Origin of the sequence: Butyricicoccus sp. AM78-15b2TA, assembly GCF_027665985.1 — a bacterium.
GTDB lineage: Bacteria > Bacillota > Clostridia > Oscillospirales > Butyricicoccaceae > Agathobaculum > Agathobaculum butyriciproducens.
This window is the reverse complement of record NZ_JAQEHY010000001.1, coordinates 118,551-133,919: the sequence shown is the minus strand read 5'-3', so window position 1 is coordinate 133,919 and position 15,369 is coordinate 118,551. Positions and strand designations below refer to the sequence as shown.

At 52.8% G+C, this 15,369-nt stretch carries 18 protein-coding genes; 14 read left to right on the top strand and 4 right to left on the bottom strand.

Translation table 11 applies throughout. The features are described 5' to 3' along the window. Window positions 1–21 precede the first annotated feature (21 nt). Both PGS25_RS00785 and PGS25_RS00780 read left to right on the top strand, forming a co-directional pair. The gene (locus PGS25_RS00785; protein ID WP_270417363.1) at window positions 22–843 is read left to right on the top strand and encodes a substrate-binding periplasmic protein; all 822 of its coding nucleotides are present in this window, start codon (window positions 22–24) and stop codon (window positions 841–843) included. After that, entirely contained in the window at window positions 830–2,995 is a 2,166-nt protein-coding gene (locus PGS25_RS00780; protein ID WP_118479663.1) for an ATP-binding response regulator, read from the top strand. Before PGS25_RS00785 ends, PGS25_RS00780 begins: the two co-directional genes overlap by 14 nt. Before the next feature lie 126 nt (window positions 2,996–3,121). On the opposite strand, the gene PGS25_RS00775 is transcribed toward PGS25_RS00780, so the two are convergent. Then, window positions 3,122–3,607 (bottom strand): RNA polymerase sigma factor, encoded by a 486-nt coding sequence (locus PGS25_RS00775; protein ID WP_270417362.1) that lies wholly within the window; start codon window positions 3,605–3,607, stop codon window positions 3,122–3,124. Between the two features lie 234 nt (window positions 3,608–3,841). On the opposite strand from PGS25_RS00775, the gene PGS25_RS00770 reads away from it, so the two are divergent. The 3 genes from PGS25_RS00770 (at window position 3,842) to PGS25_RS00760 (ending at window position 6,642) form a co-directional block, all read left to right on the top strand. Then, window positions 3,842–4,549, top strand: coding sequence for a LytR/AlgR family response regulator transcription factor (locus PGS25_RS00770; RefSeq protein WP_270417360.1), 708 nt, complete (start codon window positions 3,842–3,844; stop codon window positions 4,547–4,549). Then, on the top strand, window positions 4,546–5,850 hold the full coding sequence (locus PGS25_RS00765; protein WP_270417359.1) for a sensor histidine kinase: 1,305 nt from the start codon (window positions 4,546–4,548) through the stop codon (window positions 5,848–5,850). The genes PGS25_RS00770 and PGS25_RS00765 overlap by 4 nt, the downstream gene beginning before the upstream one ends. Before the next feature lie 189 nt (window positions 5,851–6,039). Continuing rightward, window positions 6,040–6,642, top strand: a complete 603-nt coding sequence (locus tag PGS25_RS00760) for a hypothetical protein (RefSeq protein WP_270417358.1) — start codon at window positions 6,040–6,042, stop codon at window positions 6,640–6,642. A 509-nt stretch (window positions 6,643–7,151) separates the two neighbouring features. Here the strand turns inward: PGS25_RS00760 and PGS25_RS00755 are convergent. From PGS25_RS00755 to PGS25_RS00745, 3 genes are all read right to left on the bottom strand, one after another. Next, window positions 7,152–8,270: a tyrosine-type recombinase/integrase gene (locus PGS25_RS00755; protein ID WP_270417357.1), complete on the bottom strand. Its 1,119-nt coding sequence runs from the start codon at window positions 8,268–8,270 to the stop codon at window positions 7,152–7,154. A 201-nt stretch (window positions 8,271–8,471) separates the two neighbouring features. Continuing rightward, the gene (locus PGS25_RS00750) at window positions 8,472–9,473 is read right to left on the bottom strand and encodes a hypothetical protein (RefSeq protein ID WP_270417356.1); all 1,002 of its coding nucleotides are present in this window, start codon (window positions 9,471–9,473) and stop codon (window positions 8,472–8,474) included. Window positions 9,474–9,497: 24 nt separating this feature from the next. Next, window positions 9,498–10,199 carry a helix-turn-helix domain-containing protein gene (locus PGS25_RS00745; RefSeq protein WP_270417355.1) on the bottom strand — a complete coding sequence of 234 codons (702 nt, stop codon included), beginning with the start codon at window positions 10,197–10,199 and terminating at the stop codon, window positions 9,498–9,500. Window positions 10,200–10,359: 160 nt separating this feature from the next. Between PGS25_RS00745 and PGS25_RS00740 the strand changes: the two genes are divergently transcribed. From PGS25_RS00740 to PGS25_RS00700, 9 genes are all read left to right on the top strand, one after another. Next, complete coding sequence (locus PGS25_RS00740) at window positions 10,360–10,575, top strand: helix-turn-helix domain-containing protein (protein ID WP_270417354.1); 216 nt, start codon at window positions 10,360–10,362, stop codon at window positions 10,573–10,575. Window positions 10,576–10,613: 38 nt separating this feature from the next. Beyond that, window positions 10,614–10,883, top strand: coding sequence for a hypothetical protein (locus tag PGS25_RS00735; protein ID WP_270417353.1), 270 nt, complete (start codon window positions 10,614–10,616; stop codon window positions 10,881–10,883). Then, window positions 10,880–11,059 carry a hypothetical protein gene (locus PGS25_RS00730; protein WP_270417352.1) on the top strand — a complete coding sequence of 60 codons (180 nt, stop codon included), beginning with the start codon at window positions 10,880–10,882 and terminating at the stop codon, window positions 11,057–11,059. Before PGS25_RS00735 ends, PGS25_RS00730 begins: the two co-directional genes overlap by 4 nt. Continuing rightward, window positions 11,060–11,203 (top strand): hypothetical protein, encoded by a 144-nt coding sequence (locus tag PGS25_RS00725; protein WP_195386862.1) that lies wholly within the window; start codon window positions 11,060–11,062, stop codon window positions 11,201–11,203. 72 nt (window positions 11,204–11,275) lie between these two features. Then, on the top strand, window positions 11,276–13,189 hold the full coding sequence (locus PGS25_RS00720) for an AAA family ATPase (RefSeq protein ID WP_270417350.1): 1,914 nt from the start codon (window positions 11,276–11,278) through the stop codon (window positions 13,187–13,189). Next, window positions 13,186–13,836, top strand: coding sequence for a phage replication initiation protein, NGO0469 family (locus PGS25_RS00715; RefSeq protein ID WP_270417349.1), 651 nt, complete (start codon window positions 13,186–13,188; stop codon window positions 13,834–13,836). Before PGS25_RS00720 ends, PGS25_RS00715 begins: the two co-directional genes overlap by 4 nt. Continuing rightward, window positions 13,833–14,534: an MBL fold metallo-hydrolase gene (locus tag PGS25_RS00710; RefSeq protein WP_270417348.1), complete on the top strand. Its 702-nt coding sequence runs from the start codon at window positions 13,833–13,835 to the stop codon at window positions 14,532–14,534. The genes PGS25_RS00715 and PGS25_RS00710 overlap by 4 nt, the downstream gene beginning before the upstream one ends. A gap of 76 nt (window positions 14,535–14,610) precedes the next feature. Further along, window positions 14,611–14,979, top strand: a complete 369-nt coding sequence (locus PGS25_RS00705; RefSeq protein WP_270417347.1) for a hypothetical protein — start codon at window positions 14,611–14,613, stop codon at window positions 14,977–14,979. Continuing rightward, window positions 14,972–15,349, top strand: coding sequence for a hypothetical protein (locus tag PGS25_RS00700; protein ID WP_270417346.1), 378 nt, complete (start codon window positions 14,972–14,974; stop codon window positions 15,347–15,349). The genes PGS25_RS00705 and PGS25_RS00700 overlap by 8 nt, the downstream gene beginning before the upstream one ends. Window positions 15,350–15,369: the final 20 nt, after the last annotated feature.

Here is a 15,369-nt window from a genome sequence, read left to right as displayed (position 1 = left end):
AAAAGTAAAGCAGGGGAAGCCATGAGACTCAAAAGACGGATTTTTGGTGTATTTGCAGCAGCACTGGCGGGTGTGCTGCTGTGCGGATGTACGGCTGCCGAGGGTATGCAGGAGCACCGGACGGAAACACCGATAACGATCAAGGTGGGCAGCGACAACTATCCGCCGTTTAATTATACCGATGAAAACGGCAATCCGGCGGGCATAGATGTGGATCTGGCTAAGGAATCCTTCGGACGGCTGGGGTATGCGGTATCCTTCGTCGGTATTGACTGGGAAGAAAAGAAGAAACTGGTTGAACATGGTGATATTGACTGTATCTGGGGATGCTTTTCCGTTGATGGACGCGAGGATGAATACAACTGGACCGAACCATATATGATCAGCCGCCAGGTGGTTGCGGTCAACCGCAGCAGCGATATTTACCGGCTGAGCGATCTGGAGGGCAGGACCATTGCCGTGCAGTCCACCACCAAGCCGGAAAGTATTTTCCTCGAGCGAACGGACAGCCGCATTCCGCTTGTGCGTGAAGTATACAGTCTGGAGGATCGCGAACTGCTCTACACCTCTCTCGGCAAGGGCTATGTGGATGCGATCGCGGCGCACGAAACCGCTATTCGGCAGTATATGAAGGATTATGATGTGGATTACCGTATTCTGGACGAAAGTATTCTCACGACAGGAATTGGTGTGGCGTTTGCAAAAAACGATGCGCGTGGACTGAACGAACAGCTTTCCCGGGTTTTCGAGGAAATGCGTGCAGACGGTACGACTCGAACGATCATAGGCAGGTATCTGTCCGATCCGGACAAATATTTGGAGGTGGACTGTGCTGCAGGTTAAAAAGGGCAAAGCCACGCGCCGGTACGAACGGATTGCGGCTGCAATCGGCGCCGTGCTGGTCATATTGGTCGGCTTTCGCACGGTGCGTGCGGAGAGCGCGCAGACACGGGAACAGCTCGGCAATACGATAGACTATGTGAAGGAGCAGTGCACGACCTATACACGCTACAATGCTGCGGCTGTTACCAAAAGTCTGATGCGTATCATGGACAACGCACAGCAGGTAAACCGCAATATCGGCTATGAGGGCTCGGCTGTAGATGAAGACCGGCTTCGGTTCTATGCGCAGAAACAGCGGCTGACCGGCATTATTCTGCTGGACACAGATGGAAGAGTGCAGTGCGAGTATAACGGTGATCTGCTGAATTTTCTAACACTGCAGGAGTATATAGAGCGGAATACAGTGCTCGATGTGGTCAGGTATCCGCAGAAGACCTATGCTTCGCGTATTGACCTGCCGGACGGCTCCTATGTGGATATTTCGGCATATGGCCGTACAGATGTGCCCGGTGTGATCGTTGTATACTATCACACCACTGCGGAGTATGCACGCAATTATACGCTGACCATACAGGGCTTGCTTGCGGGCTATAATACCAGGGACGACGGTGTGATTGTGGTGACAAACGGCGACCGCATTATCGCGTCCAACGACGAAGAACTGGCTGATACCAAGGTGGAGGACAGCCGGATTCTGCAGCAGATCAAGTCAAAACTGTCGTCCGCCGCGGTCGGACATTTCAAGTGCGATGGCAATGCCTATTTCGGTGGTCTGGACCGCAGCCGCGACTACTATATCTACGCCTATGTATCCGACCGTATGGTAGCGACTGATATGGTCAAAAATATGATGGCGGCGCTGATCATCTATCTGGTCATGCTGACCGTGATTCAAATGTTCCGCAGGCGTTCCGCGCGGGAATATCTGGCCGAGCAGGATCGGCGCGAGCGGGAATTCCGCGGGCAGCTGATGGAATCCGCTAAAAAGGCCGAGCAGGCCAACCGCGCTAAGACTGAGTTCCTGCAGCGCATGAGCCATGATATCCGCACGCCGATTAACGGCATTCGCGGTATGATCGAGATTGCGAATTACTACAAGGACGATCCGGACAAGCAGACCGAGTGCCGGAAGAAAATATGGGATGCCTCCGGTCTGCTGCTTGAGTTGGTAAACGAGGTGCTGGACATGGGCAAGCTGGAATCCGGCGAGATCATGCTGGAGGAACGCGAGTTTGACCTCAAGGAACTGCTGGACAGTGTTGGCGTGGTGGTGGATAAGCAGGCGCGGGAGCGGGGCATTACGATAATAACGGATGGCTATCCGGTTGAGCACCGCTGCCTGCTCGGCAGTCCGCTGCACCTGCGTCGGCTGCTGATGAATATCATCAGCAATGCGGTCAAGTACAACCACGCGGGGGGCGAAGTCAGGCTGGGATGCCGCGAAAAGCCGAGTGCGGATCCGGAGACTGCACAGATTGAATTCACCTGTGCGGATACCGGTATCGGCATGAGCGAGGAGTTTCAGAAGCACGTATTTGAGCCATTTGCACAGGAACGGAATTTCGCTCGATCGGAATATGGCGGTACCGGTCTGGGTATGCCGATTGCGAAAAGTCTGGCGGAGAAAATGGGCGGCACGCTGTCCTTTGTCAGCAGGCAGGGCGTAGGCACGACGTTTACGCTGTCGCTGTCATTCCGCATCTGCCATGCACCGGAGAAGCGAAACAAGCCGAAACGTCTGCTGCAGACCAGTTCTATTGCCGGACTGCATGTGCTGGTTGCGGAAGATAACAGGATGAATATGGAGATTGCTGAGTTTGTACTCAATGTGGAAGAAGCCTCCATCATCAAGGCAGTGAATGGCGAGGAGGCGGTACGCATTTTTGCCGATTCCAGGCCCGGAGAAATTGATGCGATTTTAATGGATGTGATGATGCCGGTGATGGACGGTCTGGAAGCGACGCGGCGTATTCGCGCGATGAAGCGTCCGGATGCGAGAACCATTCCGATCATCGCCATGACAGCAAACGCTTTCGCAGAGGACCGTCAGCTTGCCTTTGCTGCGGGCATGGATATGCATATTGCAAAGCCGCTGGAAGGCTCGGAGATGGTGGAAACGCTGGAGCGGTTTGTCAAATCCTCGCGAAAATAGGAGCAGAAGCGCAGAAAGGATACTATATAAAGGAAAGTCAGCCAAAAACGGCTGACTTTTCCTGTATAGTGCAGTCCTGCTGCCCGCAGCATACACACAGCGGAACTATTCGGCAGGATGGGAAGTTCACATCAGCCTTTCCTTCGCAAGCAGGTGAGCGTAATGCTGTCTGGCGCGGCTTAAGCGCGCACGGCTGGCCTCGTGACTGATATGCAGATATTCGGCAATGTCCACACAGTTCAGATTCAGCTGATACCGCAGATACAGAATCTCCTTATCCGTGCGGGATAATTCGTTCGGCAGCAGGTCGAGCATGGAAAGGAAAATCGGTTCACAGCCAAGATCCTGAACGCTGTCCAGCGGCACCTGCACATACCGGCTCCGCCGTTTGTACTCATCAAGCGCGAGATTGGTCAGCACGGTGTGCAGCCAACCGGGCAGATTCGGGTGCTGGCGCACCTGGTCAAAATGCGTCAGCAGGATGGTAAACGCCTCGTTCGTCAGCTCCTCTGCTGTAAACGGGTTGTGTGCAATGCGGATGGCCGCATACAGCAGCCGCTTGTAATTCCGGTCGTATAATTGGGAAAACAGCTCCTTGTCCTGTGCCGTCATAGATCGTTCACCTGATTTCTATCGGGTTATGTTACGCACGATACCCGTTTTCGAGAGCAAAATCAATAGCGCGTTCCTGATTGGACACTTTGCGTTCCTGCTCTGCAGCCGAATGTCCATCAATCTGCGGTATAATAGAAGCGGGGCAGCAGGAGACAGACCGCTTTGTGAAATATTGTATGCCGTGCTGCTTTATGGTATAGTTAGTTCAGAACACAACAGGGAGGAGCACTCATGCGCATTATACTGTGCGATGACGATACCGCATTCACGCAGGTCTTTGAAAAACGCCTGCTGACCGTTTTCAAAAAATACGGAATCACACCGGAGATCGTGTCCGCGCACACGGGCGTGGAAGCCTTGCGCGAGATTACACGCAGGCCGACGGATGTGCTGTTTTTAGACATTGATATGCCTGAAAAAGACGGCTTTTCGGTCGCGGAAGAGCTGTCAGCCATGCCGTCGAAGCCTCTTATCATTTTCCTGTCCGGCATGGAAGATCTGGTGTATCAGTCGTTTGCGTTTCAGCCGTTCTGGTTTCTCCGCAAAACGCATTTGGAGGAGCTGCCGCAGGTAATCGAGAAAATGCTGCAGATTCTCAACAGCCGTCAGATTCACTACACGGTTACGATGAACGGCAGCAGCACCCGCATTCCAATCACGGAGATTGCGTATTTTGAGAGCCAGGGACATTATATCGTTGTACATTACAATGAGAAATCCCTGCGGTTCAAGGCACGTATGAGCGATATCGAAACGGCACTTAGCAAATACTTTTTCGTGCGCTGCCACGTTGGCTATCTGCTGAACTGCCGGTTTGTTCAAATCTGCAGCCGGACAAGCGTCACCTTGACGGACGGAACGGTCCTGCCGGTCAGCCGCGCCAAAACTGAGGAAACACAGACCGCCTTCATGGCGTATATGAGGAGTCTGCGCCCATGAATTTCTGGTTTGAAATGGCAATTAACGCCGTAGAGGTAACCCTTATTTTGAGCTTCTTAGTGCAGTATTTCGGATACCGCATGGCCTGCCCGGCGAAATATATATGGACAGCACTCTTCGGTGTGCTGTCCTTCGGCAGTGTAGCCTTTTTCTCCTGGGGGCAGCTGTATGAAGGCTATGCAAGCTCGATACAGATACTGATCAACATTGCGTTTTGCTGTATTTTGCTGCGCGGACCAATCCTGCAGAAGATATTTGTTTCTGCATTTACGATGGGCCTTGTGGCTATTATTGCAACTTTTACGGCACTGCTTGTCGCAAAATTGTCCGGAAATAATGTTGCCTTGCTGCTCAGTCGGTTTAATTCGGTTCGCATTATTTCGATTTTGATAACCAAACTGCTGTTTTTTGTAATCACGCGGATTATCCTGCGGGTGAAGGAAAACGGTCGAATCAAATGGCTGGATTTTATCCCGTTGGCAGCGATTCCAACGTTATCCATTATCACGATTACGCTGATGATGTACGCGGCGATACAGGAACCGCATATTCAAAATATCGTATTTTATGCGGTGTGTATCGTGTTGTCGTTGAATATCCTGATTTATTTCCTGTTTGTTCGATTGGGGCAGGTCAGCAAAATCCAAACCGAAATGGCGCTGCTCGCGCTGCAGAACGAATGTCTGCAGGAAAACGCCAAGGACATTGAGAATATGTATGACACGGTTCGTGCGCTGCGGCATGACCTCAAAAATCACCTGCTCTGCATTTTATCCATGGCGGAAGAACGGGATCTTACGGGCATCGAGCAGTACACAGGGCAGCTTCTGCAGCAGCAGAATACCGTCAACAAGCTGATCATGTTTTCGGGCAACAAGGTGCTTGACGCGATCATCAACAGCAAAAGCGCAGCCGCGGAACGGGCAGGTGTTCGGCTGAGCGCCATTATCACGACACCGCTGTCGGGTATTTCGCCGGAGGATATTACCATCATCCTCGGTAATGCGCTGGACAATGCGATTCGTGCTGCGAAAGGCAGTGAGCGCAAGGTGGTGGATATTCATATTCAGCCGCAGGGAGCATACAGCTCGATTGTGATTGCCAATGATATCGCACATCCGGTGCTGTCGGATAATCCGGCACTGCGTACCACGAAAAATATCCGGTATCGCCACGGCTTCGGCATTCAGAATATGCGGCAGGCGGTGGAACGCAATCAGGGACTGATTCGGTTTTACGAGCAGAACGACCGGTTCATCTGCGATGTTTTGCTCCTTAACGTGCAAAGCAGGAACGAATAACGACTAAGCAGGAACAGCCGGTTGCAATTTCGATGAAAAGCAGTTATCTTACAGATAGACCATGACAGATGCAATGTGCATGGGTTATCTGCTGAGATAACTGCTTTTGGAGGTGATTTAGACGATTCATTGAAATTGTAGAATCGGTAAGGTATGGATAGTGGTTAGAGAACAAACAGGGAGGGTTGAATGATGAACAGATTTCGGAAAATACTGAGCACCGCGCTGGCAGGCTGCATGACGGTCTCTGCGCTGATGATGAGCGCCGGTGCGGCGAATACCGGCACGGCAGCCGCATGCGAGAAGGTCATTTACGGCAGTCAGGCGTGGACGGTGAATGGTGCGGCAGCCATTCAGCACAGCGACGGCACAGTAGAGCCGGTAATGGAGTTCTCGACGCTGTATCCCGGGTGGACAGTGCCGAAGCAAGCGGCTTCGGTATCGAGTACGGCACTGGATGAGGTGGCTAATGTCGGTTCGCATTCGATCAGCGGCTATTATCGGAATGTGTATTTGACGCAAGATGTGAAGTATAAGCCGTTTTATAGTTTTCTGGGAAACAGTGAGACGGTCAGCGCGTTTGCGGTGACGATACCCGGCAGCAAATATAATCTGGGCATTTATAACGAGACAGCGCAGCAGGACGCTGGCTGGCTGCCGAATCTCTCTAAGGGCGATCGCGTGCTGCTGCAGACCGCAAATGGTGTATATTACTCGATTCGTGCAAGCGTACCGTTGAATATGCCGATTGGGTATTCGCGCATGAAGGTAGAGGAGGCAGGGTGTAATTGAAAATGTGAGAAAGAGCCGAAACTTTTGGGTTTCAGCTCTTTTGGTGATGCGGAAATTGTGCTTTTGCTGCTGATCGGTAGCATATGTCCTGAAACGATATACTGTCATCCTAAAACTCGTTAAAAAGGTGCTGAACCTGCACTTAAATGAAGCGCCGCGATTTTGGTAGACACTTGTGGTAGACAGCAGTTTTTCACAAATCACATCGCAAAACTGAACACCATAAAAAGTATAGAAAAAGAGCTGAAATCAAAAGATTTCAGCTCTTTCACTTGGTGCGGATGGGGGGACTTGAACCCCCATGTCCTTGCGAACACTAGCACCTGAAGCTTATATATTTGTTTTCAAATCTGTCAACCGTAGTGCGTAGTTCGGATATGCAAAAGTGATGATTTATCTGTGCTTTTCGTAATATTTGAGATGAAATGCAGAAAATAGTTCGGAGTGTTGAGGGCGGGAAATCTGCGATTTCTTTCAATCCGTTACACCTTGGTGTCGTCAATTTGTCGTCAGGAAGATTCGGCGGTTTTGGCTTGATTTTCGCCTGTCGGATTGATCGAAGTCAGCACGTTGCGTAGCGTGTCGATTTCGTTGTGAACGTAGATTTCAGCGGTGACGTTGATGTCCTTATGACCAAGTAATTTTTGGATGGTGTAGATGTCTGCGCCATGCCGACGAAGGTATGTACCATAGGTGTGCCGCAGCTCGTGTGCGGTCACGACAGGCACTTCATTATGCTCGCTGTGCAGCTTGCGCATAAGGCGTTTGAGCTTCTGCGACCATGTGTTCGGGCAATAGGGCTTGCCGTCCTCGTTCGGAAACAGATACAGAGATTCCTTCGGCAGCGAGCGAATCAGCTGGACAGCCTCCTCGCTCAACGGCAGGGTACGGTAGCTTTTCCACTTTGGCGGATTGGCAACGACCGTTCCGTTCCGCACGATCATAGAGCGCTGCACGCGGAGTGTCTTTTCGTTCAAATCAATATCCGACCACATAAGGCCAACCAGTTCACCACGGCGCAGGCCGGTTTCCAGCAGGAGCACGACCTCGGGCATACGATCTGCGGTATAGGCTTTGACCGTATCCATCTGCTCATCGCTGAGAACGTGCTTGATATGCTTCTGAGCGGTGCTGCGGTAGGTGCAGTGCTTGGCAGGGTTCTTATAGCAGAGGTCGTTCTCTATCGCACATTCAAAGATTGCATTGAGAATCGACCGCATTTTCTTCAATCGGCTCTCCGAGCAAGCCGTCTTGGTTGCGAAATACGCCTGTATGTCTACCGGACGAATATCAGAGAGGAGGGCATTGCCGAAGTAGGGGATCAGGTGCCCTTCGACAAGGCTGACGTAGGTCAGCTTGTATGTATCTTCCTCGACGAATGGTTGCTTATAGGACAGCAGCCACTTCCGCGCCCAGGGAGCAAAGCGGCCGGTGGAGGGCACAAAGGCCTCTCCGGTACGCGCCGACACCTCGGAGGCTACGCGGTACTCCTCGGCTTTCTTCTTCGCATCGGACAAACTCACCGTGCTGTAAAAGGACTTGCGCAGCGGCTTTCCGTGGATATTTCGGCCGACGGTGATCTTGTACTCGAACCGTTTGTCCTTGCGTGTTGGCTTTTTTCTTGGCATAACAATAAAACCCCTTTCTTACCGTAAAAAAGTATGGTAAAATAGAGGTACTGATGGATGTGGTAATTTGTCAGTACCCCGTCCCGCTCTGGTGTTGGTAGCACCGGGGCGGGATTTTTTATGCGTTTAATTACCTCGGAATCGAGGCATTTAACATGGTCGAAATCGACCAGTTTAACAATAGATGATGTAATAAGCTTTTTACTTGGGATATAGCTCGTATGTGCTGCCGTGCTTTATGCGAGTGATCTTATCTGCCTTGACTAAATGACTGACAGCAGTACCGATCGTCGGCTTTAGGTTGGGATCGAACTGCTTGTGCAGATCCTTCTGCAGGATAGCAGGATTGTCCTGAATAACCTTCAGCACCTCGTCGTCAGCGATCTGCAAGAATGCCTGTCGCTTTTGATGAACAGTGAAGTCATGTTTGCGTTCCTCGTAGTTCAGAGTTAGATCTTTATAGCGCTCCTTGATTTTATCTATGATGCTGAAATCAGGGTATCGACTATTGTGTGCATGCAGCCACATATCTTCAAAGTATTGTTGCCCGATAGAGGTTTTTGAGCAATACTCTGCAAGCTGCTGTGCAGAAATCAAGGCTTTTTGAGCGTGGAGAATTGCCTCATCAAGACTGTTGAAGTCATATAAATGCGGTAGCCATATGTCGTTCTCTAATTTGCGAATATATTCTTCGTTGGCTGCGTAAAATCGTCCCATAGCCATATTTTCCTCAAAACTGCGATGGAATTTCGGATTAGGACTGTTTTCGTAGTATTGGTGTGCTTTTTCGTAACTGGCTTGGCGCAGATACGCAACATCATCATCGGTAAGCTCTTTTCCGTCTGCACGCCAAGTCGTTCGGCCGTTGGAAATGTATGAGACGGGTGATTCGTCACGGTCATCCTCAGGTACTTGGATTGGGATCAGATCTTCGGACATTTTATCAGATGGCGATATTTCGCTCGAAATCTGATGTTCGGCTGCTTTCTTTGACCATGGACGCCATATGATTATGATAACGGCTATCATAATTCCGGACAGGACAAAAAGAAGAGGGCGGACGCTTGTATTGGTCAAACCATACCCCGTCAAAGCAATGATGAGATAGATAGAAGCACCTAAGGCACAGAATACCGTTGCACCATATTTCAAGCAGCCGGACTTGTTTGGTTCAGCTGCGCGAGGCGTTTTTAGTTTTTGCATCGTTGTAACTCCTGCATCTGCGTATCAAATCTGATCGACTGTACGAATGACTTTGATGACACGGCCAACAACACGGCACTGTTCCAGGTCTACACCTTCGATACGCCTCGGCTTGAACTCTGGGTTGATGGGAATGAGATCAATCCAATCCTCACCAGGCTTATATTCGATACGCTTGACAGTGGCCTCATCGCCGCCCAGCAGCATAATGCCGATCCGGCCGGGAACCTCCATGTCGCTGCATCTCAAACAGAGAATGTCGTCGCCGTCCTGAAACTGCGGGTACATACTGTCGCCGCTGATGGTCGCCAGGAAAAAGTCTTCCGGTCGTCGGCGGCCTATCCATTCAGCAGGAATGGTTCGCAGTTCATAGGCATCATCGGGTGTCGCATCGAAGTGTGCGGCCACCGGGCCTGCGTAGTGAACTGTAACAAGCGGATTGTCCTCAGGTTCACGTGCATTGACCTCACGAAGTGTGCGGGCATTATCCAGATGAAAAAACGGTTCCGATACATTGCCGAGCAGATAGTCACTGCTGACATCAAACAGTCTTGCGAAATTAGAAACCACGGTGATGATCGGCTCCTGCAGACCGTTTTCATATCTGCTGATCGTGCTCTTGTTCAGGCGGCCGCCAAAACGATCATTGTAGGTTTTAGCAAGGCTTTCGAGAGAATATCCGCTTTCGGTGCGCAAATCTTTTAATATTTTACCAAAGTCAGCCATAATAGCTTCCTCCTTTTGAATTTATCGTATCACATACAATTAAGAAAATCAATATGGAAATTTGCGTTTTCGATAACAAAATTAAAAATAGTTATTGACAACGCAACGGCAGGGTGTTATAGTCTTGTTATCGAAAACGCAACGAAGGGAGGAGAAGCCGATGGTCGAGAAGAAGAAACTCATTCACGAACCGTATAACAAATTCAAGGGATTTATGCGGGAAAACGGTATCATTTATTCGCATATTGCCGAACTACTCGGTGTCACACCGACGACTGTTTCACAGAAGGTAAACGGTCAGTCGGATTTCACTGTCAGTGAGGCAGAGTTGATTATGCGGGAATACCATGCGGACATCAAAATTTTTTTGCCCTGAATGTTGCGTATACGATAACAAAATGGAGGTGAACATCTATGGCAGTACCCACCACCATCATCACAAAGCTGGACGAGCTGGAACAGCTTTGCGAGAGGTACCCCAGCAAAATTCCGATTGAGGAGTGCGCCGCGTTCCTCGGCATGGCGGGCGAAAGCCTGCGTGCGTGTCTGGAGCACGGTTCCTGTCCGTTCGGACTGGGCTGGCTCAAGAAAAACGCACATAACCGTGCGTTCTTTATCCCTACGCTGACGTTTTACCTGTGGGTAACGCAGGCGGCAGGGTTTCGAGAGGAGGTGACACCATGAATCACATCAACGGAATCATTGCCGGCCTGTCATTCCTCGGTCTGCTGTCTGCCAGCGGCTACGCTGAAATGGACAAGCTGCCGATGGGCGGTTATACAGTTCTGGCAGCACTGTTGTTGGGCGTTATGCTTATCAGCGTGCGCAGTCTCGTTAAGCATTACTACGAGGGAAACTGAATGTGGACGAAGAAGAAAGAATCCGATATTCTGTCGCAGATGGCATCGGATGCTCGCGTGTCAGATGCAGCAAAATGCGAAATCAAGCCGGTTTTACAGCCGCAAGCGAGAAAAATCGGTGTGAAAACAGAAAAACGCCGCTGAGGAACGGCAATTCCAACAGCGGCAAAGTAAAACATTACACTTACATAATACCCGCAAGGAGGCGGGAAGTCAATGAAAATTGAACTGAAATCTTTGGACTTAGTGCACTTTAAGTGCTTTCCAAAGTTGCACCTCGACTTTCACGAGGGCGTGAACAACATCTACGGCGAGAACGCCGCAGGCAAGACCAGTGTTTATGACAGCTTGACTTGGCTGCTGTTCAACAAGGACAGCGCCGGAAACGCGCGGCCGAACATCAAGCCGAACGGTGCACCGGCAGGCACGATGCCCGAGGTCACCGCCATTCTGGAGGTGGACGGCGAACCAATCAAGCTGCGCAAGGTGCTCCGCGAGAAGTGGGAGAAGCCGCGCGGTTCGTCCATCGAGCGCTACGCCGGTGACACCCGTGACTATTACATCGACGATGTGCCGCTTGCCGAAAACGCATACAAGCGCCGCATTGCAGAGCTGATCGACGAGAGACAGTTTAAGTTGCTCACCGATGTCTGGGCGGTAACGAAAGGAATGCACTGGAAAGACCGCCGCACGCTGCTCGCTGAGATCTGCGGTCTGCCGGAGGACAAGCAGCTGCTTGCGACTGCACCGCAGTTTGCCGAGCTGACCGAGAAAGTCGGCCGCCGGACAGTGGATGAATACAAGTCCGTGTTGATGAAGCAGCGCAAGGACATGAACGCAAACCTCAACACCTTGCCGGTTCGCGTGGACGAGTGCAGCCGCATGGTGACGGAGCTGGAAAGCCTTGACTTCGCGGCGGCGCACAGCGAAAGCGACCGTTTGCAGGCCGAGCGCGAACGGGTGCAGGGTGAGCTGGTGAAGCTCACGAACAACACCCTTGCCGCACAGGCACGCAACGAGCTGGGCGCACTGCAAAATCAGCTCCGTGAGCTGGAAACCGAAAACAACGCCCATCTTGCCAGTCAGCGCGTGCCGGTCGAGGACAAGACCGACGAGCTGCGCCGTGCGCTTTCCGAACGCAAGCAGGACGTTGATCGCTTGCAGAGAACCATTGACCATGAAAAGCGGTACATCGCGGACGGCGAAACCCGCCTAAACGATTACCGTGCCCGCTGGCGTGCGATTGACACGGAAGAGTTCACGGAAACCGTCTGCCCGACCTGCCATCAGCCGCTGCCGGCAGAGCAAGTTGCAGAGGCGCGCGAAGCCTTTGCCGCCTATCAGCAGCAGCGCAAGGACACACTCCTTGAGGACAGCAAGCTGGTCAAGCAGGGCATTGCCGCCGCGCAGGAACGTCTTGCGAGCGCAGAAACGGCACTGAAATCCGCACAGGACGAGATGCAGAAAGCGCAGATTGCCTTTGACAGCTATACGCCGCCGGTCATCACAGAAGCGGAGAACCTGCCGGACTATAATCGCCGTGGGAATGCCATTCGGACGCTTATCGCGGATGTAGACAAGCGGCTCTACCGCTTGTCCGGCGACACCGCGGCGGAAAAGAGCCGCCTGGAAGCCGAGCACGCCGAGCTGACGCGCCGCAAGCTGGAAAGCGATGCCGTTCTTGCCAAGGAGCAGACACTCGCGGACACGAAAAAGCGCATTGCCGAGTTGCAGGCCGAGCAGCGCAAAGTCGCCGCCGAGGTCGAGCAGATGGACAGGCTCATCGCCATGTGTGAGGAGTTCACGCGCTACCGCGTGCAGGCTATCACCGAGAGCGTCAACAGCAAGTTCCGTCTGACACGCTGGCGGCTGTTCACTGAGCAGGTCAACGGCGGTCTGGCAGACTGCTGTGAGCCGATGGACAGGAACGGCTCGACGTTCGAGGGCACGAACAACGCCATGCAAATCAACATCGGCATGGACATTATTGACACGCTTTCCGCACATTTCGGCCGCCGTGTACCGCTTTTCGTGGACAACGCCGAGAGTGTTACACATTTGCAGCCTATCGGCTCGCAGGTCGTGCGGCTGGTGGTTTCGGAGCAGGATAAGGAGTTGAGAATCGAATGAGCCTGAAAGCAAAACGCAAGGTCGTGAGCAGCATTCCGCCGATGGACGGCGGCACTTATATGGGTGTTTGCGTTGCTGTGGTTGACCTCGGTCGGCAGTACAAGCAGTTCGAGAAGCAGAAGCAGGGCAAGTACGCCGAGGAATGTATGTTCATCTTCGAGATACCGGATGAGCGTGTCGAGGTGGACGGCGAGGACAAGCCGCGCTGGCTGTCGTCCCGCCGGTTTACGGTGTCGCTGCATGAGCGTGCGGCGCTGTTCCAGATGCTGACCGCATGGCGCGGCAAGGCGCTGACTGATGCAGAACTGGATCCGTCCGGTGACGGTTTTGACCTGATGCAGATGGCAGGTGTACCGGCCATGCTCAGTGTCACGGTCGTTGAAAAGGATGACGGCAGCAAGTACAACCGCATCGAGGCGGTCACTGGTTTCCCTAAAGGCCTTCCGGCACCGCAGCCGGAGAGTGAAATCCTTGTATTTGATGCGGATGAGCCGGACATGGAAGTGTTCGGCAAACTGCCCGAGTGGGTGCAGGACATCATCCGCAAGTCCACACAGTTCGCGGACAACGCACCCGAGGAAAAGGTCGATATTCCGCCCGAAGAACCGGAAACGCCGCCTGACAGCAAAGGAGCGTGCCCGATTTGACGTTTACATCACTGGCGAGCAGCTCTCGCGGCAACGCCTACGTTGTGTCGGACGGTGAAACGACTCTGCTGCTGGAGTGCGGCCTGTCGTTCAGGGAGCTGCAAAAGCGGCTCGGCTATGGCGTGGCGGACATTACCGCCTGCCTTGTCAGCCATGAGCATCAGGATCACGCCAAGGCGGCAGCACAAATGCTGAAAGCTGGCGTGCCGGTATACATGAGCGAGGGCACAGCCGCCGCCCACAAGGATGCAATGGATGCGGCGCACCTCATCCGGGCAGGAGAGGTGCTGCGGTTCGGACACCTGACCGTCGTTCCGTTCCGCACCTATCACAATGTAGAGGAGCCACTCGGCTTTCTCATTGAGGACGGCCGCACGAAGGAGCGGCTGCTCTGGGCGGTCGATACCGCCAATCTGGGTGTCACCGCTGACCGGCTGACTTATATCGCCGTAGAGTGCAACTACGAGGAAAGCCTGCTGGACCGCAGCGACCGCATTCCCTCGTTGCTCAAGGAGCGCATTCGGCACAGTCATTTCGAGGTGAATGACGTTATCAAATGGCTGCACAAGCAGGATCTCAGTGGTGTACTCACCATCTGGCTACTGCACCTGTCCGCCGGCAACAGCAGGGCAGAGGCATGGCAGCGGCGGTTTGAAAGGGAGTTTCCGGGTATCACCATTCGGATTTGCCCGGAATGAAAAAATTTTTTCCCGGAGTTGACCGTTTGAGGTCAATTTTTTCGGGCGATTCACATGATAGATGAGGAGCAAAACCATGCGAAAGAAATTATGCCTGGGTTGCGCACAGGCAATACAGAAACGCGCAGACATTCGCTACACCGGCAAGCGCACACAGGTCGGTATCTGCGGCGGCTGCCACAGCAAAATGCTGGTGACGGAGTACATCGTACCGGACAGCGTGCCGCAGCCTGAGCCCAAAACGTTGCCGGAAACCGAGCCGGAGCAGCCCAAAGCGTCCGGCGGTTCGGGCGAAAAGTGGACGATCAGCCTGACGGTTGACAGCCGTACCGCTGCCGCGATCGCGCGTTACGCCGAACGCTGGCAGCTGACAAACGGCGAGGTCGTGGACAGCCTGATGTGCTTCTACAAGCGCGAAATGAGAAAGAGGTATAACCATGAGTGAGAATTACAACGCCACCGGAGAAATCAAGGAAATCGGTATTCTGGACATGATGAACGGTGCGATTGGCGAACGCGCGGCGTATGAGCTGTCGCGCATTATGAAGAACTGCCGCGACCTGAATACCGAGGCAAAGAAGGCACGCACGCTGACCATCAAGCTGTCCATCGTGCCGACCGAGAACCGCGACAGCGTGGCGGTTCGCGCAGAGGTGAGCAGCAAGCTGGTTCCGGTCAAGCCGATCGACGGCGCACTGCTGCTCGGCGGCACGGACGCAGAACCCATCGTTATGGAGTACACGCCGCAGGTGCCCGGTCAGCAGTCGTTCGACCCGTCCGTTGACACCGAACCCAAGGTCGTCAAGCTGGCGTAAATCAATAGGAGGATATTCAA

Bases quoted from the DNA above. Each gene is read 5' to 3' on its own strand.
- PGS25_RS00785 (WP_270417363.1), top strand. From the start codon at position 22: ATGAGACTCAAAAGACGGATTTTTGGTGTATTTGCAGCAGCACTGGCG.
- PGS25_RS00775 (WP_270417362.1), bottom strand. From the start codon at position 3,607: ATGACGGCACAGGACAAGGAGCTGTTTTCCCAATTATACGACCGGAAT.
- PGS25_RS00770 (WP_270417360.1), top strand. From the start codon at position 3,842: ATGCGCATTATACTGTGCGATGACGATACCGCATTCACGCAGGTCTTT.
- PGS25_RS00765 (WP_270417359.1), top strand. From the start codon at position 4,546: ATGAATTTCTGGTTTGAAATGGCAATTAACGCCGTAGAGGTAACCCTT.
- PGS25_RS00760 (WP_270417358.1), top strand. From the start codon at position 6,040: ATGATGAACAGATTTCGGAAAATACTGAGCACCGCGCTGGCAGGCTGC.
- PGS25_RS00755 (WP_270417357.1), bottom strand. From the start codon at position 8,270: ATGCCAAGAAAAAAGCCAACACGCAAGGACAAACGGTTCGAGTACAAG.
- PGS25_RS00750 (WP_270417356.1), bottom strand. From the start codon at position 9,473: ATGCAAAAACTAAAAACGCCTCGCGCAGCTGAACCAAACAAGTCCGGC.
- PGS25_RS00745 (WP_270417355.1), bottom strand. From the start codon at position 10,199: ATGGCTGACTTTGGTAAAATATTAAAAGATTTGCGCACCGAAAGCGGA.
- PGS25_RS00740 (WP_270417354.1), top strand. From the start codon at position 10,360: ATGGTCGAGAAGAAGAAACTCATTCACGAACCGTATAACAAATTCAAG.
- PGS25_RS00735 (WP_270417353.1), top strand. From the start codon at position 10,614: ATGGCAGTACCCACCACCATCATCACAAAGCTGGACGAGCTGGAACAG.
- PGS25_RS00730 (WP_270417352.1), top strand. From the start codon at position 10,880: ATGAATCACATCAACGGAATCATTGCCGGCCTGTCATTCCTCGGTCTG.
- PGS25_RS00725 (WP_195386862.1), top strand. From the start codon at position 11,060: ATGTGGACGAAGAAGAAAGAATCCGATATTCTGTCGCAGATGGCATCG.
- PGS25_RS00720 (WP_270417350.1), top strand. From the start codon at position 11,276: ATGAAAATTGAACTGAAATCTTTGGACTTAGTGCACTTTAAGTGCTTT.
- PGS25_RS00715 (WP_270417349.1), top strand. From the start codon at position 13,186: ATGAGCCTGAAAGCAAAACGCAAGGTCGTGAGCAGCATTCCGCCGATG.
- PGS25_RS00705 (WP_270417347.1), top strand. From the start codon at position 14,611: ATGCGAAAGAAATTATGCCTGGGTTGCGCACAGGCAATACAGAAACGC.
- PGS25_RS00700 (WP_270417346.1), top strand. From the start codon at position 14,972: ATGAGTGAGAATTACAACGCCACCGGAGAAATCAAGGAAATCGGTATT.